Annotated in this window: 19 protein-coding genes and 1 tRNA gene; 10 read left to right on the top strand and 10 right to left on the bottom strand. The window is 72.4% G+C overall.

What is annotated here, in order from left to right; genetic code table 11:
* Window positions 1-85, bottom strand: a tRNA-Leu gene (locus ACFW6B_RS34935).
* Between the two features lie 187 nt (window positions 86-272).
* Here ACFW6B_RS34935 and ACFW6B_RS34940 point away from each other — a divergent pair.
* The 3 genes from ACFW6B_RS34940 to ACFW6B_RS34950 all read left to right on the top strand — a co-directional run bounded on the left by ACFW6B_RS34940 (window position 273) and on the right by ACFW6B_RS34950 (window position 3,227).
* Complete coding sequence (locus tag ACFW6B_RS34940; protein WP_386602663.1) at window positions 273-1,598, top strand: M20/M25/M40 family metallo-hydrolase; 1,326 nt, start codon at window positions 273-275, stop codon at window positions 1,596-1,598.
* A gap of 215 nt (window positions 1,599-1,813) precedes the next feature.
* Window positions 1,814-2,047, top strand: a complete 234-nt coding sequence (gene chpH, locus ACFW6B_RS34945) for a chaplin ChpH (RefSeq protein WP_386602665.1) — start codon at window positions 1,814-1,816, stop codon at window positions 2,045-2,047.
* A gap of 214 nt (window positions 2,048-2,261) precedes the next feature.
* Entirely contained in the window at window positions 2,262-3,227 is a 966-nt protein-coding gene (locus ACFW6B_RS34950) for a chaplin family protein (protein ID WP_386602667.1), read from the top strand.
* A 170-nt stretch (window positions 3,228-3,397) separates the two neighbouring features.
* Here the strand turns inward: ACFW6B_RS34950 and ACFW6B_RS34955 are convergent, their stop codons facing one another.
* Entirely contained in the window at window positions 3,398-3,586 is a 189-nt protein-coding gene (locus ACFW6B_RS34955; protein ID WP_081223519.1) for a DUF5703 family protein, read from the bottom strand.
* A 47-nt stretch (window positions 3,587-3,633) separates the two neighbouring features.
* On the opposite strand from ACFW6B_RS34955, the gene ACFW6B_RS34960 reads away from it, so the two are divergent.
* Entirely contained in the window at window positions 3,634-4,329 is a 696-nt protein-coding gene (locus ACFW6B_RS34960) for a hypothetical protein (protein ID WP_386602670.1), read from the top strand.
* Between the two features lie 116 nt (window positions 4,330-4,445).
* On the opposite strand, the gene ACFW6B_RS34965 is transcribed toward ACFW6B_RS34960, so the two are convergent.
* A complete protein-coding gene (locus ACFW6B_RS34965) occupies window positions 4,446-6,665 on the bottom strand; it encodes a helix-hairpin-helix domain-containing protein (RefSeq protein ID WP_386602672.1) in 2,220 nt (739 codons plus the stop codon).
* Window positions 6,662-7,645, bottom strand: coding sequence for an aldo/keto reductase (locus tag ACFW6B_RS34970; RefSeq protein WP_386602674.1), 984 nt, complete (start codon window positions 7,643-7,645; stop codon window positions 6,662-6,664). Before ACFW6B_RS34970 ends, ACFW6B_RS34965 begins: the two co-directional genes overlap by 4 nt.
* A 144-nt stretch (window positions 7,646-7,789) precedes the next feature.
* Between ACFW6B_RS34970 and ACFW6B_RS34975 the strand changes: the two genes are divergently transcribed.
* Entirely contained in the window at window positions 7,790-8,845 is a 1,056-nt protein-coding gene (locus tag ACFW6B_RS34975; RefSeq protein WP_386602675.1) for an LLM class F420-dependent oxidoreductase, read from the top strand.
* A 224-nt stretch (window positions 8,846-9,069) separates the two neighbouring features.
* Complete coding sequence (locus ACFW6B_RS34980; RefSeq protein ID WP_386602756.1) at window positions 9,070-9,858, top strand: ferritin-like domain-containing protein; 789 nt, start codon at window positions 9,070-9,072, stop codon at window positions 9,856-9,858.
* Between the two features lie 12 nt (window positions 9,859-9,870).
* Here the strand turns inward: ACFW6B_RS34980 and corA are convergent, their stop codons facing one another.
* Window positions 9,871-10,869, bottom strand: a complete 999-nt coding sequence (corA, locus tag ACFW6B_RS34985) for a magnesium/cobalt transporter CorA (protein ID WP_386602677.1) — start codon at window positions 10,867-10,869, stop codon at window positions 9,871-9,873.
* A gap of 98 nt (window positions 10,870-10,967) precedes the next feature.
* Between corA and ACFW6B_RS34990 the strand changes: the two genes are divergently transcribed.
* The 4 genes from ACFW6B_RS34990 (at window position 10,968) to mshC (ending at window position 14,475) form a co-directional block, all read left to right on the top strand.
* A complete protein-coding gene (locus tag ACFW6B_RS34990; RefSeq protein WP_386602679.1) occupies window positions 10,968-11,654 on the top strand; it encodes a histidine phosphatase family protein in 687 nt (228 codons plus the stop codon).
* A 114-nt stretch (window positions 11,655-11,768) separates the two neighbouring features.
* Complete coding sequence (locus tag ACFW6B_RS34995) at window positions 11,769-12,359, top strand: DUF3090 domain-containing protein (protein WP_386602682.1); 591 nt, start codon at window positions 11,769-11,771, stop codon at window positions 12,357-12,359.
* Entirely contained in the window at window positions 12,323-13,150 is an 828-nt protein-coding gene (locus ACFW6B_RS35000) for an SCO1664 family protein (protein ID WP_386602684.1), read from the top strand. The genes ACFW6B_RS34995 and ACFW6B_RS35000 overlap by 37 nt, the downstream gene beginning before the upstream one ends.
* A gap of 95 nt (window positions 13,151-13,245) precedes the next feature.
* On the top strand, window positions 13,246-14,475 hold the full coding sequence (gene mshC, locus ACFW6B_RS35005; protein ID WP_386602686.1) for a cysteine--1-D-myo-inosityl 2-amino-2-deoxy-alpha-D-glucopyranoside ligase: 1,230 nt from the start codon (window positions 13,246-13,248) through the stop codon (window positions 14,473-14,475).
* A gap of 95 nt (window positions 14,476-14,570) precedes the next feature.
* On the opposite strand, the gene ACFW6B_RS35010 is transcribed toward mshC, so the two are convergent.
* The 5 genes from ACFW6B_RS35010 to glpK all read right to left on the bottom strand — a co-directional run bounded on the left by ACFW6B_RS35010 (window position 14,571) and on the right by glpK (window position 22,150).
* Window positions 14,571-15,152: a hypothetical protein gene (locus ACFW6B_RS35010; protein ID WP_386602688.1), complete on the bottom strand. Its 582-nt coding sequence runs from the start codon at window positions 15,150-15,152 to the stop codon at window positions 14,571-14,573.
* 113 nt (window positions 15,153-15,265) lie between these two features.
* A complete protein-coding gene (locus ACFW6B_RS35015) occupies window positions 15,266-17,014 on the bottom strand; it encodes a S8 family peptidase (protein WP_386602690.1) in 1,749 nt (582 codons plus the stop codon).
* 516 nt (window positions 17,015-17,530) lie between these two features.
* Window positions 17,531-18,676, bottom strand: a complete 1,146-nt coding sequence (locus ACFW6B_RS35020) for a PAC2 family protein (RefSeq protein ID WP_386602692.1) — start codon at window positions 18,674-18,676, stop codon at window positions 17,531-17,533.
* Window positions 18,677-18,975: 299 nt separating this feature from the next.
* Window positions 18,976-20,592 (bottom strand): FAD-dependent oxidoreductase, encoded by a 1,617-nt coding sequence (locus ACFW6B_RS35025; RefSeq protein WP_386602693.1) that lies wholly within the window; start codon window positions 20,590-20,592, stop codon window positions 18,976-18,978.
* Window positions 20,593-20,611: 19 nt separating this feature from the next.
* On the bottom strand, window positions 20,612-22,150 hold the full coding sequence (gene glpK / locus ACFW6B_RS35030) for a glycerol kinase GlpK (RefSeq protein WP_386602695.1): 1,539 nt from the start codon (window positions 22,148-22,150) through the stop codon (window positions 20,612-20,614).
* Window positions 22,151-22,226: the final 76 nt, after the last annotated feature.

Below are 22,226 nucleotides of genomic sequence, written 5' to 3' on the forward strand. Positions count from 1 at the left end.
TGTCCGAGGGGGGACTTGAACCCCCACGCCCGATAAAGGGCACTAGCACCTCAAGCTAGCGCGTCTGCCATTCCGCCACCCGGACAAGGTGTCTGTCGTGCGGGGTTTCCCTCGCGGCGACAGGTGAAACATTACCAGGCTTTCGAGGGTCTCCGATCACCCCCCGTCGTGGCGTGAACGGCGCGTGACGGGGAGGGGCCGCTCTTGGGCGGCGAGGCGGGTCGGAGAGAGGATGAGGGGGACCACCAGCGGCGACAGCGGGAGGAACCAGCGTGAGCGAGAGCGGCACGACCAGGAACGTCACGGGCGAGGACGAGGTCGTGGACCTCTGTCGTGAGCTGATCCGGATCGACACCAGCAACTACGGGGACCATTCGGGCCCGGGCGAGCGCAAGGCCGCGGAGTACGTCGCCGAGAAGCTCGCCGAGGTCGGACTGGAGCCGCAGATCTTCGAGTCGCACAAGGGGCGCGCCTCCACGGTGGCCCGGATCCAGGGCGAGGACCCGTCCCGGCCCGCGCTCCTCATCCACGGTCACACCGATGTCGTACCGGCCAACGCGGTGGACTGGACCCACCACCCCTTCTCCGGCGAGATCGCCGACGGGATGGTCTGGGGCCGCGGCGCGGTCGACATGAAGGACATGGACGCCATGACGCTGGCCGTCGTGCGGGAGCGGATGCGCACGGGCCGCAAGCCCCCGCGTGACATCGTCCTCGCCTTCCTCGCGGACGAGGAGGCGGGCGGGACGTTCGGCGCCCGGCACCTGGTCGACGACCACCCCGACCTCTTCGAGGGCGTCACCGAGGCGATCGGCGAGGTCGGCGGGTTCTCCTTCACGGTCAACGAGAAGCTGCGGCTGTACCTCGTCGAGACCGCGCAGAAGGGCATGCACTGGATGAAGCTGACCGTGGACGGCACCGCCGGGCACGGTTCGATGATCCACAAGGACAACGCGATCACTGAGCTGTCCGAGGCCGTCGGGCGGCTCGGCCGGCACAAGTTCCCGGTCCGGGTGACGAAGACCCTGCGGCACTTCCTCGACGAGCTCGGCGACGCCCTGGGCACCGAGCTCGACCCCGAGAACATGGACGAGACGCTCGCCAAGCTCGGCGGCATCGCCAAGCTCATCGGCGCCTCCCTGCAGAACACCGCCAACCCGACCCAGCTGGGCGCCGGTTACAAGGTCAACGTGATCCCGGGGCAGGCCACCGCCCATGTCGACGGCCGCTATCTGCCGGGCTACGAGGAGGAGTTCCTCGCCGACCTCGACCGGATCCTCGGCCCCCGGGTCAAGCGCGAGGACGTGCACGCGGACAAGGCCCTGGAGACCGGCTTCGACGGTGCCCTCGTCGACGCCATGCAGACCGCGCTCTCGGCCGAGGACCCGATCGCGCGCGCCGTGCCCTACATGCTCTCGGCGGGCACCGACGCCAAGTCCTTCGCCGACCTCGGTATCCGCTGCTTCGGCTTCGCCCCGCTGAAGCTGCCCCCGGAGCTGGACTTCGCGGGAATGTTCCACGGCGTCGACGAGCGGGTGCCGGTGGACGCGCTCCAGTTCGGGGTGCGAGTGCTGGACCGATTCATCGACGCGTCGTGACGTGCCGCCGGCGGCACGCCCCGGCACGGCGTCGGCGGGCTGACCTGCTGAATCGCCGTGGAGGTGCGGGGTGTTGACGCCGGCATTCGTCCGCGCGTGCGGAGGTCACCCGGGACGGGTGAATGCGACCATAAGCCCATAGCTCTACTACTCCCTCCTCGTTACAGGTGTTGCGATCCGTTGCTTTGGACCGCATTTGCCTATCAGGAGGAACAATGATCAAGAAGATCGTCGCCGCTGCCGCCGCCACGGGCGGTCTGGTCCTCGCGGGCGCGGGCCTCGCTGTCGCCGACTCGGGCGCCCAGGGTGCCGCCGTGGGTTCCCCGGGTGTCGCCTCCGGCAACGTCGTTCAGGTGCCCGTCCACGTTCCGGTGAACGTCTGCGGCAACACGATCTCCGTGATCGGGCTGCTGAACCCCGCCTTCGGCAACGCCTGCTACAACGACTGACGTCGCGCCGCATCCCATGAGGCGGGATCCCCGGGGTCACCTCATGAGGGTCTTTCCGTGAAGGTCTGAGCTCGTCGGTCCCGGAGTGCGCGCCATGCGCTCCGGGGCCCACCGGCTTTCCCGCGCGCGTCCGGTGGCGTGCGCGTGCTCTCGATGGTCCACGTCCCAAGGACTGTTGGTCCACGTCCCAGGACTGAAGGCAGGGATTTCAGCTATGCGACAGGTCACCCGCAAAGGCCTGATGACCGTGGCCGCGGCCGGTGGTGTACTCGCGGTCACCGGTGTCTCCGCGCACGCCGACTCGGGCGCGGTCGGCTCCGCGTCGAACTCTCCCGGCGTGCTGTCGGGCAACACGGTGCAGGCGCCGGTGCACGTGCCGGTCAACGCCTGCGGCAACACCGTGAACGTGGTCGGGCTGCTCAACCCGGCGATGGGCAACGCCTGCGTCAACGACGGCGGCTCGTCCGAGGGCCGGGGCGGTCGCGGCGACCAGGGCGACCGTGCCGGCCGGGAGGCTCGTTCCGGCGGCTCGCGGGCCGGCGGCCACACCGCCCACTCGCCGGGGGTGGCCTCCGGCAACCACGTACAGGCGCCGGTCGACGTCCCCGTGAACGTCTGCGGCAACAGTGTGAACGTCGTGGGCATCGGCAACGCGGCGGCGGGCGACAGCTGCGCGAACGGCGCGTCGACCGGTGACCACCAGACACACCACCCGAGCCACCCCGGCCACCCGAGCCACCCCGGTCACCCCGGTCACCCGAGCCACCCCGGCCACCCGAGCCACCCCGGCCACCCGAGCCACCCCGATCACCCGGGTCACGATACTGACTGTGAGCACCCGGGGCACCCCGGTCACCCGAGCCACCCTGGTCATCCCGGAAACCCCGACAACCCCGGTCAGCCGGGCACCCCGGGGACCCCCGGCAACCCCGGAACTCCGAGCACGCCGGGAACCCCGAGTACCCCGAGCGCTCCGGGCAACCCGGGAACGTCCACCTCGGGCGGCGGCAAGCACGGCACCGGTACCGTGCAGGCCGGTCACCGGACGCCCGCCACGGACGGTGCGGCCGAGCTGGCCCACACCGGCAGTGACCTGCCGATCGGAGCGGCCGTCCCCGCGGGAGCCGCCGCGCTGCTGGTCGGCGCCGTGCTCTACCGCCGGGCGCGTGCCGCGGCGTAACGGGACGACAGTTCGATGATCACATCGGGGAGCGGGGCGCGGATCCGACCCGGCGCGCGCGGCCCTGACCGCAGCGCGGCCGGGACCGGGCTGCCACGGCCTCTCCCCGTGACACGAGCGACGGCGCGGGCCCCTGGTGACGGGGCCCGCTCCGGCTCAGCGGCCTTCCGTCACCACGTGGCGCGCACCTGGCGGATGATCCGCCGGCGCAACCGCACTCTGCGGCTGCCGTCGCGGAGGAGGCTCAGTCGGTCCAACTCCCAGTGTCCGTACTCGGCATGGTCCGTCAGCAGACGTGTCGTCTCCTTGCGGGAGACCCCGCGAGGTACGTACACGTCGACAAATTCGTATTCCGGCATCGCATCTATTGTGCGGGCACAGGCCCTGTACGGATAGCGTCTGCACTATGTCTGATGCTGTGCAGCCCACCGCTGCCGAGGTACGCGCCGCCGCAGAGGCTGTCAAGACCGCACTCGACCGCCACCTGGCCGCGGTCGAGCGCAGGACGGGCGATGACGACCCGGACGTCTACGAGGCTTTCAACGAGCTCGCCGCGGCGGCCGAGGAGTACGACGAGCTCCTCTACGACCGCTACGACGAGGTCACGCCCTTCGAGATCCCCGGCGGTGACGACACGCTGCCTCCCTACACCGGGCCCGAGGAGCCGAACGCGCTGAGCGTGGTGATCCGCCGGGACTACGCGGTGGTGGAGCCGCAGCGGCTGCTGGCGCAGGCCCGGCGGGTGGAGGCGGTGGAGGAGGACGGCGCCACCGCCGACGAGGGCTTCGACGCGGCGGCCGGCACCGTTCACGGCGCGCTCGGGGTCCTCTTCGGAGAGTTCGAGCCGGACGAGATCGCCACGCGGCACAAGGAGTTCGGACTGGAGGAGGGCGACTCCACGCTCTGGGTGACCGCCGCGGACGAACCCGCCGAACCCGGTGAATGGCTGGAGACCCCCTTCGAGTCGATCGACCCGCAGCGGGTCGTGTGCCGCTTCGACGTCAGCGCGGTCTTCGACGAGGAGTCGGACGACGACCTGGACGACGACCTCGGCTCCGACGACGAGGTCGACTCCCTGGACCCGCTGGACGCGGACCGCTGAGACGTCCCGGCGGGCGAGCGCACACGGGTGGCGGCCACCGGGGTCCGGTGACGCCACCCGCGTGCTCCGGTCCCGCGCCGACCGCCCCGTGAGCCGGCCGCGCGAGCCCGTGCCGTTCAGTCCGTCGTCGGCGTCTGGGCCTTCAGCAGGGACCGCAGGCGTGTCGTACGCGGCTTCTGCGGGACCTCCGCCACCGCGTGCGGCAGCGCCTGCTCCACCCCGTGCACGACGGAAAGATGACGCTCGGCCCGCCCGAAGGCCGTGTAGACCCAGGGGCGGGTCAGAGCCGCCGCGGCGTCGCCCGGGAGCACCACGACCGCGGCCGGCCAGCGCAGACCGGCCGCCTGGTGCGCGGTGAGCGCCCAGCCGTGCCGCACGGTCCGCTCCACCAGCTCCTTCGGCACGACCACGGGGGCGCCCGAGCAGTCCAGGTGCAGCCCCTCGGCGTCGGCCCTCACCACACGGCCCGGCAGCGCGCGGCCCGGCGCGGGGGAGTGGACGACCCGGTCGCCCGGGTCGAAGCCGCCGAAGCGGCCCGGACCGGGGTTCAGCCGCTCCTTGAGCGCGGTGTTCAGCACGCGGGTGCCGGCCGCGCCGCCGTGCCCCGGGGTGATGACCTGCGTCTGCTCGGCCGGGACGCCGATCGCGCGCGGCACCGAGTCCGCGACGAGCTGGACCGTCCGGTGGACCGCCTCGCCCGCGTCACGCACCGGGACGATCACCACCTCCTTGCCGGGCGCCTCGACCCGGCCCAGCTCGCCGATGCCGATCCCGGAGACCAGCTCGCCGATGGGCCCGGGGTCAGGGGTCCGCGAGGCCACCTGCGGGCAGGCGCGGGCGGCGATCAGGTCCGCGAAGACCCGGCCGGGGCCCGCCGACCACAGCACAGCCGGATCACCGCTCAGCACGAGCCGCGCACCGTCGGGCAGCGACTCCACGAGCATCGCCGCCGTCTCGACGTCGAGCTGCGGCGCGTCCAGGACGACCAGGACGTCCAGGTCCAGTGCGCCGTCCGCGTCCCGGCCCGGTCCTTCGGCGTCGGAGAGCAGTCCGGCGACGGTGGCGGCTCCCGGTGCCGCGCCGCCCGCCCCGTCTTCCTCCGGCGCGTGCGGGGCCTGCCGGGCCGCGAAGCCGTCGCGCCCGCCGAAGGTGTGCGCGGCGGCCCAGCCGCGCAGGCCGAGCGCGCGCGCCGCGTGCAGCAGCGCCGCCGTCTCGGACCGCGAGGCGTCCCCGCCGGTGTGCAGCACTAGGCCGTGACCGGCGACCGCGCGGATCAGCTCCCCGGCCGAGCGGGGCGCCGAGGCCGCTTCCCGCTCCCAGTCGGCCGCCGAACCGTCCTCCTTCGGCACCGAGTTCATCAGCCGGGCGAGACCGTCGGCGAGGCTCTCCTCGGCCAGCGCGTACCGCTCCAGGCCGATCAGGATCCGCACCGGGCGCTCCAGCGGCTCCTCCGCGTCGTCGTCCGGGGCCGCCGCGGCCGGGGGAGCGGTGTCCGGCGCGTCCTGGAAGACCAGGGCCTCGCCCTCCGCGAGAGCGCCCTGCACGGCCGCGTCCGGGTCCGGGACCGAGCGCTGGGAGAGCGCCGCGGTGAGGGCCGGGGCGTCCAGCGCGGTGTGCCCGGCGACGGCCGCCTGCTCGAGCAGCCACACGGTCAGCGCCGTGCCACGGCGTTCGTCGTCCGGGCCGCACTGCGGGCCCAGCAGCGCCCGGGCGAACCCGTCGGCCTGCTCGGGCCGCACTCCCGGGACCCGCAGCAGCTGCCAGGGGTCCTCGCGGAGCCGGCCGTCGGCGCCCTCGCCCAGAACCGCGACGACCTGGGCCGCGAGCGCCTCGGGGGCGCCGGCCCCGGCCAGCACGGCACGGACGGCGGCGACGGCCTCCGGCGCCACGCCCGGTGCCGGCGCGGCGGGCGCGGCGACCGGCTGCGCCCGCCGCGCGGGCTCGGGGGCGGTCCTGCGCGGCGCGGGACCCGGCTCGCGGAAGGCGGCGGCCACGGGCTTCTCCCCGCTCTCCACGGCCCGCACCGCCGCGAGCAGGTCGGCGGCCGTGCCGCTGAGCTTGCCGCCGGCCTCGATCGGGGCCGACTTCTCCGCCTTCCGCCGCTCGATCCGCTCCCGCTCCACACGCTGGGCCGCCAGCTCGGCGGCCGCCTCGGACAACTGCGCGGCGCCCTCCGCGGTCCCGGTCCCCCCGTCCCCCGCGCCGGTGCCGTCCTCCCCGGAGCGCGCGTCCGCCCGGTCCACGCCCTCGCCCGCCGCCTCAGGGGCACCGGCGGCCGTGTCCGCGCCCGACGTCCCCGGCTCCGCGTCCTGAGTGCTCTCGGGCTCCGTGCTCACAGCGTGCTCCAGTCGTGATCGGGATAGTGGTGCACCGGGGCCGACACGTCGTCGAGCGCCCGGCAGATCTCGTCAGGAAGACTAAGCGTCTCCACTGACAACGCGGCCGTGAGCTGCTGGGCGTTGCGCGCGCCGACGACGGGGGCGACGACCCCGGGCCGGTCGCGGACCCAGGCGAGCGCCACCTGGAGCGCGGTCACGGCCAGCCCGTCCGCGGCGGTCGTCACCGCCTCCACGACGCTGCTCGCCGTCTCGTCGAGATACGGCGCGACGAAGGGCGCGAGCTGTTCCGAGGCGCCCCGGGAGTCGGCCGGTGTCCCGCCCCGGTACTTGCCGGTGAGCACACCGCGCCCGAGCGGCGAGGAGGGCAGCAGGCCGACGCCCAGGTCGAGGGCGGCGGGCAGCACCTCACGCTCGACGCCGCGCTGCAGCAGGGAGTACTCCATCTGCGTACTGGCCAGCCGGGTGCGTATCCCGGGTGCCGAGAGCTGCCAGGCGGCGGCCTTGGCGAGCTGCCAGCCGCAGAAGCCGGACACGCCCGCGTAGCGCGCCCGGCCGCTGCTGACGGCCAGGTCGAGGGCCTGGAGGGTCTCGTCGAGGGGCGTGTCGGGGTCGTAGCCGTGCACGTGCCACACGTCCACGTGGTCGGTGCCCAGCCGGGCGAGCGAGGCGTCCAGTGCCGACAGCAGATGACTGCGCGAGCCGTCGAAGCGGCGGTCCGGCTCGCGCACGCTCCCCGCCTTCGTAGAGATGACCAGGTCCCGGCGCGGAACGAGTCCTTCCATCAGCTGCCCGAGGAGATACTCGGCCTCCCCGTCGCCGTACACGTCCGCCGTGTCGACGAGGTTCCCGCCCGCTTCCCAGAACGTCTTCAAGAGGTCCGCGGCGTCATGCTCGTCGGTGTCCCGCCCCCACGTCAGGGTGCCGAGTCCGATCCGGGAAACACGCAGGCCGGTACGGCCGAGATGCCTCTGCTCCATGGACGCCGAGATTACTGTCCGGCACCGGCGGTGTGGGGACCTGTGGACGACGGAAATCCCGGTGGAGGCCGCTCCCCGCCGACGGCGCCCGCACGCTAGGGTCTCGGACACAAGCCACGTTACTGATCGGTAAGGGGATCGGCCATGCAGCTCGGCATCAATCTCGGCTACTGGGGCGCCGGAATGGACGCGGACAACCTCGCCGTCGCCCAGGAGGCCGACCGTCTCGGATACGCCGTCTGCTGGGCCGCCGAGGCCTACGGATCGGACGCGGCCACCGTGCTCAGCTGGGTCGCCGCCCAGACCGAGCGCATCGACGTCGGTTCGGCCATCTTCCAGATCCCGGCCCGCCAGCCCGCGATGACCGCGATGACCGCCGCGACGCTGGACTCGCTGTCGGGCGGCCGCTTCCGCCTCGGCCTCGGCGTCTCGGGCCCGCAGGTCTCCGAGGGCTGGTACGGCGTCAAGTTCGACAAGCCGCTGGCCCGCACCCGCGAGTACGTGGAGATCGTCCGCAAGGCCATGACGCGCGAGCGGCTGTCGTACGAGGGCGAGCACTGGACGCTGCCGCTCCCCGGCGGCCCCGGCAAGCCGCTCAAGCTGACCGTGCACCCCGAGCGCGAGCACATCCCGCTGTACATCGCCGCGATCGGCCCGAAGAACCTGGAGCAGACCGGCGAGATCGCGGACGGCGCGCTGCTCATCTTCCCCTCCGCCGAGCACCTCGAGGACACCGCGATCACCCACCTGCGCGCGGGCCGCGAGAAGGCCGGGAAGACGATGGAAGGGTTCGACGTCTGCCCGACCCTGCCGCTCGCCGTCGGCGACGACAAGGACGTCCCCGCGCTCGCCGACATGTTCCGCCCGTACACCGCCCTGTACGTCGGCGGCATGGGCAGCTTCAAGCAGAACTTCTACAACCAGCTCGCGCAGCGCATGGGCTACGAGAAGGAAGCGGCCGAGATCCAGGCCAAGTACCTCTCCGGCGACAAGGAGGGCGCCGCCGCGGCGATCCCGCACTCGCTGATCGACCAGACGACCCTGCTCGGCTCGGTCGACCGCATCGCCGACCGCATGAAGGCCTACGCCGCCGTCGGCGTCACCACGCTCACCCTGGCCCCCGCCGGCTTCACCCTGGAGGACCGGATCGCCTCGCTGCGGGCCGGTACCGACGCCCTGGAGCGGGCCGGACTCGCGTAACCCGCCACGAGGCGCCCGGAAAGTTCTGCGGCCGTGGTGGGGGCTCGGGGGTCTTCCCCGCCACGGCCGTCACGGAGAACAACGCGCCCACGGCCCCTTGGTTACGCGCCCGGCCCCGCCGCGCCGTCCGTCGTCCGGCGGATCCGCCGGACACATCGGTTGCCAGGGTCCGGGCGACCCATTTGACTCGTTTTCTGCACAACTCTGCAGAGAGGGTGTCAATGATGCTGTCCGCCAAGAGCCTGTTCCAGGAAATCCTCGACAACGACGAGTCGTACCGCCTCTTCTGTTCCGTCGCCGCCAGCGGGGAGTCGCAGGGCGGCTGGGAGAACGCCCGGATCGCCGCACTGGTCCCGGAGAGCGAGCGGGCCCTCGCCCCCAAGATCACCCGGCACGGCGCCGACGAGGACAAGCACGGCCGGATCTTCAACGCCCTCCTGAAGAAGCGCGGCCTCCAGCCCGTCGAGGTGCCGCCCGAGACCGACTACACGATGCTCCTGGAACGCCACGGCATCGGCCTCGCGCACGACAAGCTCAAGAGCGACCAGCCCCTCACCGTGCGGGACATCGTCACCTATCTGGCCCACAGCAGGGTCACCGAACAGCGCGCCTCCGAACAGATGGACCTGCTGCGCAGGCACTTCGCCGACCACCCCGACATCGGCCGCGCGGTACGGATGATCTCGGCCGACGAGGACAACCACCTCGCCTACTGCCACGAGGAACTGCTGCGCTTCGCCTACGCCGGACACGGCCGCGCCATCCAGCGGACCCTGCGCGAGTGCGCCCTCGCCGAGATCCGCATCTACCGGGACGTCAGCCTCGCCGTGATGGCCCACATGGGCCGCCTCCTCGGCTGGTCCAGGACCAAGGCCGCCGTCCTCGCCGCGGGCATCCACGCCGTCTACGTCTACGAGCGGGCCGCGGGCTGGCGCCGGATGGTCACCCTGGAGATGCCCGAACGGCGCGGCGCCCTGAACGGCCCCGCCACGACCGCACCGGAATTCGCCTGAACCACACCCCTCCTACAGCCAGCCCCGCCGCTTGAAGAGCCGGAACAGCAGGACCTCCAGGACGACCAGCGACCCGATCACCACCGGATACGACCACCGCCAGTGCAGCTCGGGCATGTGATCGAAGTTCATGCCGTAGATCCCCGCGATCATCGTGGGGACCGCGGCCATGGCCGCCCACGCGGAGATCTTCCGCATGTCGTCGTTCTGCCGCACGCTCATCTGCGCCAGATGCGCCGACAGGATGTCGGACACCAGCCGGTCCAGACCCTCCACGGACTCGTTGACCCGCGTCAGATGGTCGTTGACGTCCCGGAAGAAGGGCTGCGCCTCGTCGTCCACGAACGGCACGCCCGCCGTCTTCGGTCCCGAGCCCGCGAGCCGGGCCAGCGGCGCCGCCAGCGGAACCGTCGCCCTGCGGAACTCCTGGACCTGCCGCTTGAACGCGTAGATCCGGGACGCGGTGTTGCGCGAGCCCCCGGACTGGGGGGAGAAGACCTCCGCCTCCAGCTCCTCCAGGTCGGTGCCGAGCTCCGTCGACACCTCCAGATAGTGGTCCACCGCGGCGTCCGCGATCGAGTAGAGCACCGCCGTCGGCCCGTGCCGCAGCGTCTCGGGATCCGACTCCAGACGCCGCCTGACCGACCCGAGGGGCGACTCCTCGCCGTGCCGCACGGTCACCACGAACGAATCGCCCACGAAGACCATGACCTCGCCGGAGGTGACCGTGTCGCTCCGCGGCTCGTACGACACCGGCTTGAGGACCACGAAGAGCGAGTCCTCGTACACCTCCAGCTTCGGGCGCTGATGGGCCTTGAGGGCGTCCTCGACCGCCAGCGGATGGAGCCCGAACTCCTCCGTGACCAGGTCGAACTCCTTCTCCGTCGGCTCGTGCAGCCCGATCCACACGAACGCGTGGCCCCCGGCACGGCACCGCGCCAGGGCCTCCGAGAGGTCGTCGGCACCCTCGGCGCGGCGGCCGTCACGGTAGACGGCACAGTCGACGATCACGATGCGCGTCCTCCCGCCGCCGCGGCCCCGCCGCACACCGGCGGCCGCTTTCCACAGGGCCCGCCGCCTTCCGGCGCCGTCCGTCTACGCTGGGCCGCATGCCCACCCTGATCCTCGTCCGGCACGGACGCTCCACCGCGAACACCGCGGGACTGCTCGCCGGCTGGACGCCCGGCGTCGCGCTCGACGAACGCGGTACGCGACAGGCCGCCGCCCTGCCCGGCCGGCTCGCCGGGCTGCCGATCGCCGAGGTCGTCACCAGTCCCCTCCAGCGCTGCCGGGAGACCGTCCAGCCACTGCTGGAGGCCCGCCCCGAGGTCCCCGTGCACACCGAGGAACGGATCGGGGAGGCCCACTACGGCGACTGGTCGGGCCGCAAGCTCGCCGAACTCAAGGACGAGCCGCTGATGGACGTCGTCCAGGCACATCCCTCCGCCGCCGCGTTCCCCGGCGGCGAGTCGATGCGGGCCATGCAGAACCGCGCCGCCGAGGCGGTACGCGAGTGGAACGCGCGCGTGGAGCGCGACCACGGCGGTGACGCGGTCTACCTCATGTGTTCGCACGGCGACATCATCAAGTCGCTCGTCGCCGACGCACTCGGACTTCATCTCGACCTCTTTCAGCGGATCTCTGTGGAACCGTGTTCCATCACCGCGATCCGTTACACCCGGCTCAGGCCCTTTCTCCTGCGCCTCGGGGACACGGGAGACCTCGCCTCCCTGGCCCCTCGCGAGGAATCCCCGGGCGGCGACGCACCGGTCGGGGGCGGTGCGGGCGCACCGTGATCGTCGGCCGCAGTAGGGTGAAGCGGTCGAACCAGCGCAGTAGTTGTCAACCGTTCTCAGCCGATGCGGGCCGGCGAGGTCAGCCGGCCCATGCCGATTCAATGGAGACAGGACGTGTCCCGTCAGGTGTTCCTCTACGACCCCCCGGACCGCTTCGTGGCCGGTACGGTCGGGTTGCCCGGACGTCGCACCTTCTTCCTGCAGGCATCCTCCGGCCCCCGGGTGACGAGTGTGGCCCTGGAGAAGACCCAGGTCGCCGCGCTCGCCGAGCGGATGGACGAACTCCTCGACGAGGTCGTCCGGCGCACCGGAGGCAGCGCCCCGGTCCCGGCGATGGCCTCGACCGAGGTGTCCGACACCGCCCCCCTCGACACCCCCGTGGAGGAGGAGTTCCGGGTCGGCACCATGGCGCTGGCCTGGGACGGCGAGGAACAGCGCATGATCGTCGAGGCGCAGGCCCTCGTCGAGGTCGAGGCGGAGTCCGACGAGGACCTCGCCGAGGCCGAGGAGCGACTGCTCCAGGACGAGGAGAACGGCCCCCCGATGCTCCGGGTCCGGCTCACCGGATCCCAGGCCCGCGCCTTCGCCAAACGGGCCCTCGACGTCGTCAACGCCGGCCGCCCGCCCTGCCCGCTGTGCAGCCTCCCGCTCGACCCGGAAGGACACGTATGTCCGCGCCAGAACGGATACCGCCGCGGAGCGTGACGACCGCCGAGCTGCTCGCCCGGGGCGAGCTGAAGGTCCGCGGACGGATCCGCGAGGCCTCGAACGCGGTGCTCTACTGCTCCGTGTCCTACGAGGGCCGCGAGGCCTTCTGCGTCTACAAGCCCATCGCGGGCGAACGGCCGCTGTGGGACTTCCCCGACGGCACGCTCGCCCAGCGCGAGGTCGCCGCCTACGAGGTCTCCGAGGCGACCGGCTGGGGACTCGTGCCCACCACCGTGCTGCGCGACGGGCCGTACGGCGAGGGCATGTGCCAGATGTGGATCGAGCCCTCCGCCACCGAGGACGGGGACGGGCTGCTCGCGCTCGTGCCGGGTGAGGAGCCCGCCGAGGGCTGGAAGGCCGTCGGGTTCGCCGAGGTCGGCGAGGGCGAGACGGCCCTGCTCGTGCACGCCGACGACACCCGGCTGCGACGGCTCGCCGTCCTCGACGCCGTGATCAACAACGCCGACCGCAAGGGCGGCCACCTGCTGCCCGCGCAGGAGGGCCGCCTCTACGGAATCGACCACGGCGTCACCTTCAACGCGGAGAACAAGCTGCGCACCCTGCTGTGGGGGTGGGCGGGGGAGCCCCTGACGGACGAGGCCGTGGAGGTCCTGGCCTCCCTGCGCGACGCCCTGGCCCCGGGCGCGCCGCTGGCCACCCGTCTGGCCGAACTCGTCACCGACGCCGAGATCGAGGCCACGCGCGCGCGGGTCGAGGCCATGCTCACCTCCGGGAAACACCCGGAACCGAGCGGGGACTGGCCCGCGATCCCCTGGCCCCCTGTGTAGCGCGTCACCGTGTCCGCCACCGCGTGACACGGTCTCGTCGCCGTCGGTTCACGCCCAGTTCGTATACGGAAGTCCCGTCCGGTTAGGCTCATGACATGTATGCCTGGCCCGCTTCTGAGGTCCCCGCCCTGCCCGGTGAGGGACGCGACCTCCGGATCCACGACACCGCGACCGGAGGGCTCGTCACCATCGAGCCCGGTCCCGTCGCCCGTATCTACGTCTGCGGCATCACGCCGTACGACGCCACCCACATGGGACACGCGGCGACCTACAACGCGTTCGACCTGGTGCAGCGCGTGTGGCTCGACACCAAGCGGCAGGTTCACTACGTCCAGAACGTGACGGACGTCGACGATCCGCTGCTGGAGCGGGCCGAGCGCGACGGCGTCGACTGGGTGGGACTCGCCGAGAAGGAGACCGCCCTCTTCCGCGAGGACATGACGGCCCTGCGGATGCTGCCGCCGCGCCACTACATAGGCGCCGTCGAGGCGATACCCGGCATCGTGCCGCTCGTCGAGCGGCTGCGGGACGCCGGAGCCGCCTACGAACTCGAGGGCGACGTGTACTTCTCCGTCGAGGCCGACCCCGACTTCGGCAAGGTGTCCAACCTGGACGCCGCGACGATGCGCCTGCTCTCCGCCGAGCGCGGCGGCGACCCGGACCGGCCCGGCAAGAAGAACCCCCTCGACCCGATGCTGTGGATGGCCGCCCGCGACGGCGAGCCGAGCTGGGACGGCGGCTCGCTCGGCCGCGGCCGCCCCGGCTGGCACATCGAGTGCGTCGCCATCGCCCTCGACCACCTCGGCATGGGCTTCGACGTCCAGGGCGGCGGCTCCGACCTCGCCTTCCCGCACCACGAGATGGGCGCCTCGCACGCCCAGGTGCTCACCGGCGAGTTCCCCATGGCCAAGGCGTACGTCCACGCCGGCATGGTCGCGCTGCACGGCGAGAAGATGTCGAAGTCCAAGGGCAACCTCGTCTTCGTGTCCCGGCTGCGGCGTGACGGGGTCGACCCCGCCGCCATCCGGCTGGCGCTGCTCGCGCACCACTACCGCTCCGACTGGGAGTGGACGGACACCGTCCTCGAAGAGGCCGTCGCGCGCCTGGGCGACTGGCGTGCCGCGGTGTCCCGGCCCGACGGGCCGTCCGCCGACGCGCTCGTCGAGGAGATCCGTGCCGCGCTCGCCGAGGACCTCGACGCACCGGCCGCGCTCGCCGCGGTCGACCGCTGGGCCGCGCTCCAGCACGAGACGGGGGGCACGGACGAGGCCGCCCCCGGCATCGTCTCGCGGGCCGTCGACGCCCTCCTCGGCGTCGCCCTGTAGGACCTCGTCCCGCCGCGCTCCACGAGCGTGACACGACACCCGGGTGCCGGGCGGAGATCCTCCGCCCGGCACCCGGCGTTCCGGAACCCGCGCTCCTACCTGGCCACGATGACGGACTGGACGGCACCGGTGCCGGTGTCGTAGATCCCGTAGACCTGCTGCCCGTAGGCGAAGGCCTTCTGGACCACGTCGTGGGTCACCGGGCCGGGGTTCACGAGCCTGCGCCAGCCGTTGTCGATGAACAGGTACAGCGCCTGCGGCTGGCCCGGCAGCGGGGTCACGACGTCCTGGAAGTGCTGGGCCACGCCGATGGCCAGAGCCCGGGTCTCGACGGCGCTCGGCAGGACCAGCGGCTCACCCTGCTGGATCTGCTGGATCTGCTGGATCTGTTGGTACTGCTGCTGGCCGCCGAGCTGCTGCAGCAGCTGCTGGAACGGCTGCTGCTGACCGAGCTGCTGGAGCTGCTGCTGAAGGTGCTGCGGAACCTGCTGCCCGATCGGTGCCTGCTGGCCGATGGGCGTCTGCTGCCCGATGGGCATCTGCTGTCCGATGGGCATCTGACCGGCCGGCATCTGCTGCCCGAACGGCAGCTGTTGGGCGATGCCCTGCTGCTGGTAGGGCGACGTGCTCGGATACTGCTGCTGTTCCTGCCGGCTCGTCTGCGGAATCACGTTCATGCGGGGTGCCACCTTCCATCCGTGGTTGGTTGCGTTCCGTGGTTGGTTGCGTTCCGTGGTCGGTTGCGTTCCGTGGTTGGTTGCGTTCCGTCCGGTCCGGTGGGACCACGTCCTCAGCCCGTGACGACCAGGCCGACGATCTCGTCGTCCGAGAACCAGACCCGTACGTCGGGCCGTCCCGTCGCGAAGGCGGAGTGCACCGCCTGGCGGATCTCGGGGGACGGGCGGTCGAGGTTGCGCCAGGCACCGGACACGTACAGCCGGAGCCTCGGCGGGAGTTCGCGCGGATACGGCAGCAGCTCGTCCCAGTACCGTTCGGCCCGGCCCGAGCCGACCGCCTCCGGCAGCAGCCGGGTGACCGCCGCCTTGATGTCGGGCCGGCTGCCGATCCGCTGGGAGGCGGGCCGGCCCGGCGCGTCCTGCTGCGGGGAACCCGTGGTCCGCAGCAGGACGCGCGCACGTTCCGGGTCCATCGGCGGTCGGCCCGCGGCCCTGAGCATGCCCTGCAACGAGGCCAGGGCACCGGCCACCACCGGGGAGGCGGAGGAGGTCCCGGAGAACGTGTCCGTGTACCAGGCGATCTCCTCGGCCCCGCCCTGCAGATCGCCGGGCCGGTCCCAGAAGCCGCCGGTGGTCGTGACCTCGCGGCCCCAGCCCTGCGCGTCCACGCGCGCGCCGTGGTTGGAGAACGCGAGCCGTGAACGGTCCGGGCCGTGGTCCCGGCCGTGCGTGCCGGGCGGCGGCGCGCCCGCGCCGACCAGGATCGCCCCGGAGGACGGGTTGGAGGGGTTGAACGGATTGCGCCACCACTCGGGGAACTCCGCGGGCCGGCGTTCGTAGAGCGCGTCGTCCAGCGACTCGGCGCCGTTGCCGGCGGCCGCCACCACGAGGATGCCCCGCGAGGTCGCGTCCTGGACGGCGGCGAAGTCGTCGGGCCACCATTCGAGCGCGATGTAGCCCTCCTGGCCGTCGCGCTCCTCGAAGTCGAACCGGGGCCCCGGAGCGTGCAGTCCGACCAGGACGATGTCGCCGGGACCCAGCCGTTCCGCCGCCGCGTGGATCGCCGCGGCCGTCCCGATGCCCCGGAAGGACGCGGCCGCCGTCACGGCCTCCGGCACGATCCCGGTGATCCCCCGCTCGTCGCGGTCACCGCCGATCACACCGATCGCGGCGGTTCCGTGATTGCGCCAGGCGAGGTCCGTGTGCGGCGTGCCGACGACGACCCCGGCGAGTTTCGAGGACAGGTCCTCGTGCCCGAGCTGCCAGGCGCCCTCCACGTCGATCACCGTGACGCCCCGGCCCGAACCGCCCGGCCGCTGCCACGCCCAGTGCGCGTCGACGCCCTCGGGCGCCGGACGCAGGTAGCCCTGCCTGCTGGCGAAGTCCGGGGTGACCGGCGCCCCTTCCTTCAGCCGCCGGCCGTCGTCGGCGCTCCGTCCGGTCCACGGCGCCGGTTCCGTGACCGCGGGAACGGCACCCGGCTTCACGTACGCCGCGTCGATCCCCGGCAGCGCGGCGATGCGTGCGCGCAGTTCCTGGGCGCGGCCGCCCGCGCCGCGCAGCCGGTAGAAGAGCGCGAGGTCGGGCCCGCTCCCGGTGCCCGCCGGCGTGGACGGCCGGAGCCGGTCCTCGCTGCCGAACAGCGGCTCCAGGGCGAGTTGTTCGTCGCTGAGGAACATGTCGAGGGCCGAGACGTCGGCGCCCGCCGCCGAGTGGACGCCCTCGGCCCGTGCGCGCAGCCTGGCCTCCGGACGGGCGACGACGATCAGTTCCTGCTCGACCCCCCGGTAGGTGAATCCCGCTCCGTCGGGTCCCGGCCCGGTCGATCCCGGGCCCCGCGCCGGCTGTGCCTGGTCGGTCATCGCGTACCGCTCCCTTCGATCACTGGGCTGCCGGTCCCTGCGTGTGCCGTACGCCGCACAACCTGGCACGCGCGGAGCGTCCCGTCCACCCCGAATTCGCCAACTTGGTTTGAGAACAAGTTGAATTGGGAAACGTGTGCAATCCGTCCTGAAACAGATGTCACGCCTGATTCAGGCCGAATGCCATGGAGGCGGGTGTCATGTGACGGGACGGCAGCGGCGGCCGGCCTCGTGGCGGCAGCGGCCCGGACAGCCGGAAGGGGGGGTACGCGTCACCCCGGCAGCCCCTTCCCCGCCCGGGCGGGGCGCCGGGCCCGGGGGGGGGAGCCGGGGGTGCCGCCCGGGGGGGAGTACTCGGCGGGGGGCGTCCCGGGCGGGGCGGCCCGGGGGGGCCGGCCTGGGGGCGCCCCCGCCCCGCCCCCCCGCAGGGGCCGTTACCCTACACGGGACCCCCCCCTTCCCGGCCGGTCCGGACGGCCGGCCCGTGGGCTCGATCCCGGTGTTCCCGCCGGGAGTTCAGTCCTCGGAGGAGTCCGTCCCGTCCGGGGTGCCCGGTGTGTCCCCGGACCCCGGCGCGCCGGAGGCGTCCGAAGGACCCGGGGAGTCGTCGGAGCCGGACGCGCGGTCCCGGGCGTCCGGGCCGGAGCCCTCGCCCTGGTCGGCCGCCTTCCGCGGTTCCCCGGACCCGGTGTCCTGCCCGCCGCCGGACTCGGGACGCTGGGCCAGCGGCGGCCTGGTGCGGCCGCCGGGGGTGTCACGGAGGTACGAGGCCGGCTCGCCGCCCTCCGTCGCGTGGCCCGGGGCCCCCGGCGCCGGACCGCCGCCGTCCCTGCGGCGCAGATAGCGCTCGAACTCGCGGGCGATCGCCTCGCCGGACGCCTCCGGCAGCTCGGCGGTGTCCCGGGCCTCCTCCAGCGTCTGCACGTACTCGGCGACCTCGCTGTCCTCGGCGGCCAGCTGGTCGACGCCCAGCTGCCAGGCCCGCGCGTCCTCGGGCAGCTCGCCCAGCGGGATGCGCAGGTCGATGAGGTCCTCCAGGCGGTTGAGCAGCGCCAGCGTCGCCTTCGGGTTGGGCGGCTGCGACACGTAGTGCGGTACGGCCGCCCACAGCGACACGGCCGGTACGCCCGCGTGCGTGCACGCCTCCTGGAGGATGCCGACGATGCCCGTGGGGCCCTCGTACTTGGTCTCCTCCAGATCCATCGTGCGGGCCAGATCGGGGTCGGAGGTGACTCCGCTGACCGGCACCGGGCGGGTGTGCGGGGTGTCGCCGAGCAGCGCGCCCAGGATCACCACCAGTTCCACGCCCAGTTCGTGCGCGAAACCGAGCAGTTCGTTGCAGAACGAGCGCCAGCGCATCGACGGCTCGATGCCCCGGACCAGCACCAGGTCGCGCGGCTTCTCGCCGCCGATCCGGACCACCGACAGCCGTGTGGTCGGCCAGGTGATCTTGCGTACGCCACCGTCCAGCCACACGGTCGGACGGTTCACCTGGAAGTCGTAGTAGTCCTCGGCGTCCAGCGCCGCGAACACCTCGCCCTTCCATTCCCGATCCAGGTGCGCGACCGCGGCGGAGGCGGCGTCGCCGGCGTCGTTCCAGCCTTCGAACGCGGCCACCATGACTGGGTCGATCAGCTCGGGAACCCCCTCCAGCTCGATCACCCAGCGCCTCCTTCCGATGTGTCCTCGCGTACGCCTCAACCTTACGGCGTGCCGAGGGGACCTCCGCAGCCCCCTTGCACGGGGGAGTGAACGGATCACTGCCCCGTCGAAGGCCCGGAAACACGCGAGCCCACCACCCCGCCCCGCACCCCCGCCCGGCCCGCTCGCCGCCAACCGGTCCGTCAACCACGAGCGTTGCCGTGGCGGAAGTGCCCGCGGGCGCGCGGTGTCCGGGCACGGGTGAGGGGCGGCACCCCCCGTGGGAGCCGCCCCTCACCCGGCCGTGGACGCGCGGACGCCTACTTGCCGTCCAGCAGCCCCTGCACCTTGCCGCGGACCTCGTCCGTGGCGAGACCCCGGATCGTCAGCGTCGTACGGCGGCGCAGCACGTCGTCCGCCGTCTCGGCCCATTCGTTGTCCCGGGCGTAGACGACCTGCGCCCAGATCTCCGGGGCGTCCGGGTGGACGCGCTCGCCGAGCGCCGGGTTCTCGTTCGCCAGCCGGGCGATGTCGAAGGCCAGCGAGCCGTAGTGGGTGGCCAGGTGCCGGGCCGTGTCGGCGGCCATGCGCGGACCGGGCGCCGGACGGTCCACCAGCAGACGGTGGGCGACCGCGCGCGGGTTGGCGACACCGGGCAGCGGCAGCTTCCTCGGCAGCTCGGAGATCGGCTCGAAGTCCTCGCCCAGCGGACGGCCGGGCAGCGACTCCAGCTTCTTCATGACGGTCCGGCCGATGTGCCGGAAGGTGGTCCACTTGCCGCCCGCGACGGACAGCATGCCGCCGCGGCCCTCCGTGACGACCGTCTCGCGCTTGGCCTTCGACGTGTCGCCGGGACCGCCCGGCAGCACCCGCAGACCCGCGAACGCGTAGGTGATCAGGTCGCGCGAGAGCTGCTGGTCGCGGATGGAGAACGCGGCCTCGTCGAGTATCTGGGCCGTGTCCTTCTCGGTGACCGAGACGTCCGCCGGGTCGCCCTCGAACTCCTCGTCGGTGGTGCCGAGCAGCAGCATGTCCTCCCAGGGGAGGGCGAAGGTGATGCGGTACTTGTCGATCGGGGTGGCGAGCGCCGCCTTCCACGGGGAGGTCCGCTTCAGGACCAGGTGCGCGCCCTTGGACAGCCGGATGGACGGAGCCGCGTTCGGGTCCTCCATCCTGCGCAGGTGGTCGACCCACGGGCCGGTCGCGTTCAGCACGAGCCGGGCGTCCACGCCGAACTCGTCGCCGGACAGCCGGTCCCGCAGTTCCGCGCCCGTCACCCGGCCCCGGGTGAAGCGCAGACCCGTGACCTCGGCGTGGTTCAGGACCGCGGCTCCCGACTCGACGGCCGCGCGGACCGTCATCAGGGCCATGCGGGAGTCGTTCATCTGGTCGTCGCCGTACACGGCCACGGCCTTGAGGTCCTCGGTGCGCAGCTCGGGCACGTCCCGCGCCGCCTTGGCGGGGCTGAGCAGGTGTCCCACGCCGTCACCGAACGCCGACAGGGCGGAGTAGGCGAAGACGCCCGCTCCGAGCTTCGCCGCGCCGTGCGGCCCGCCCTTGTACACCGGGAGGTAGAACGTGAGCGGATTCGCCAGGTGGGGGGCCACCTGGCGGGAGACCGCACGGCGCTCGAAGTGGTTCTCCGCCACCAGCTTCACCGCGCCGGTCTGCAGGTAGCGCAGACCGCCGTGGAGGAGCTTGGAGGACGCGGAGGAGGTGGCGCCGGCGAAGTCACCGGCGTCGACCAGCGCCACCCGCAGCCCGGACTGCGCGGCGTGCCAGGCGGTGGAGATGCCCAGGATGCCGCCGCCGATGACGAGGAGGTCGTACGTCGCCTTGGAGAGCTGCTCCCGGGTCTCGGCGCGGCTCGGGTTCGAGCCGGAGGCCGGGCGCGTGCCGAGGGCAGGCACGGACTGCAGGGTGGACTGACTGGTCATTGCGGGTTCTTACTCCTCGTCAGTTCTCGTCCTCGAGCCAGCCCATGGTCCGCTCCACGGCCTTGAGCCAGCTCTTGTACTCACGGTCGCGGACGTCCGCGGCCATGTTGGGGGTCCATTCCGCGGCCCGCCGCCAGTTGGCGCGCAGGTCCTCGGTGTTGGTCCAGAAGCCGACGGCCAGACCGGCGGCGTAGGCGGCGCCGAGGCAGGTGGTCTCGGCGACCAGCGGGCGCACCACGGGGGCGTCCAGGACGTCGGCCAGGGTCTGCATCAGCAGGTTGTTGGAGGTCATGCCGCCGTCGACCTTGAGCGCCGTGAGCTCGACGCCGGAGTCCTTGGTCATGGCGTCGCTGATCTCACGGGTCTGCCAGGCGGTGGCCTCCAGGACGGCGCGCGCGATGTGCGCCTTGGTGACGTACCGCGTCAGACCGGCGATCACACCGCGGGCGTCGGGACGCCAGTACGGGGCGAACAGACCGGAGAAGGCCGGCACGAAGTAGGCGCCGCCGTTGTCCTCGACCGAGGACGCGAGCGTCTCGATCTCGGCGGCGGACTGGATCAGGCCCATCTGGTCGCGCATCCACTGCACGAGCGACCCGGTGACGGCGATGGAGCCTTCCAGGGCGTAGACCGGGTCCTGGTCGCCGATCCGGTAGCCGACCGTGGTCAGCAGCCCCGAGTAGGAGTTGATGATCTTGTCACCGGTGTTCATCAGCATGAACGTGCCGGTGCCGTAGGTGGACTTGGCCTCGCCCTCGGCGAAACAGGTCTGGCCGAACAGGGCCGCCTGCTGGTCGCCGAGCGCGGAGGCGACGGGGATGCCGCCGAGCAGCTCGCCGAGCGGGCCGCCGGTGACCTCGCCGTACACCTCGGCGGAGGAGCGGATCTCGGGCAGCATCGCCAGCGGGACGCCGATCGACTCGGCGATCTTCTCGTCCCAGGCCAGGGTGTGCAGGTTCATCAGCATGGTGCGGGACGCGTTGGTGACGTCGGTGACGTGCTTGCCGCCGTCGACACCGCCGGTCAGGTTCCAGATGACCCAGGTGTCCATGGTGCCGAAGAGGATGTCCCCGGCCTCGGCGCGCTCGCGCAGGCCCTCGACGTTGTCGAGGAGCCAACGGGCCTTGGGCCCGGCGAAGTACGACGCGAGCGGCAGGCCGGTCTCGCGGCGGAAGCGGTCCTGGCCGACGTTGCGGCCGAGTTCCTTGCAGAGCGCGTCGGTGCGGGTGTCCTGCCAGACGAGCGCGTTGTGGACGGGCTCACCGGTGTTCTTGTCCCACAGCAGCGTGGTCTCACGCTGGTTGGTGATGCCGATGGCCTTGATGTCGTCACGGGTGATGCCGGCCTTCGAGATGGCTCCGGCGACGACCTCCTGGACGTTGGTCCAGATCTCGGCGGCGTCGTGCTCGACCCAGCCCGGCTTCGGGAAGATCTGCTCGTGCTCCTTCTGGTCGACGGAGACGATGCGTCCGTCGCGGTCGAAGACGATGCAGCGCGACGAGGTGGTGCCCTGGTCGATGGCGGCGATGAAGGGGCCGGCGGTGTGTGCGTCGGTCACTTGGTGCTCCTGGTGTCCGTGGGAGAGGGGCTGTATACGGCGCGGTGCTTCAAAGCGGTGCTGTGCGGCTCATGGT

The sequence above is a fragment of the Streptomyces sp. NPDC058751 genome (assembly GCF_042746485.1).
In the GTDB taxonomy this organism is placed as follows: domain Bacteria; phylum Actinomycetota; class Actinomycetes; order Streptomycetales; family Streptomycetaceae; genus Streptomyces.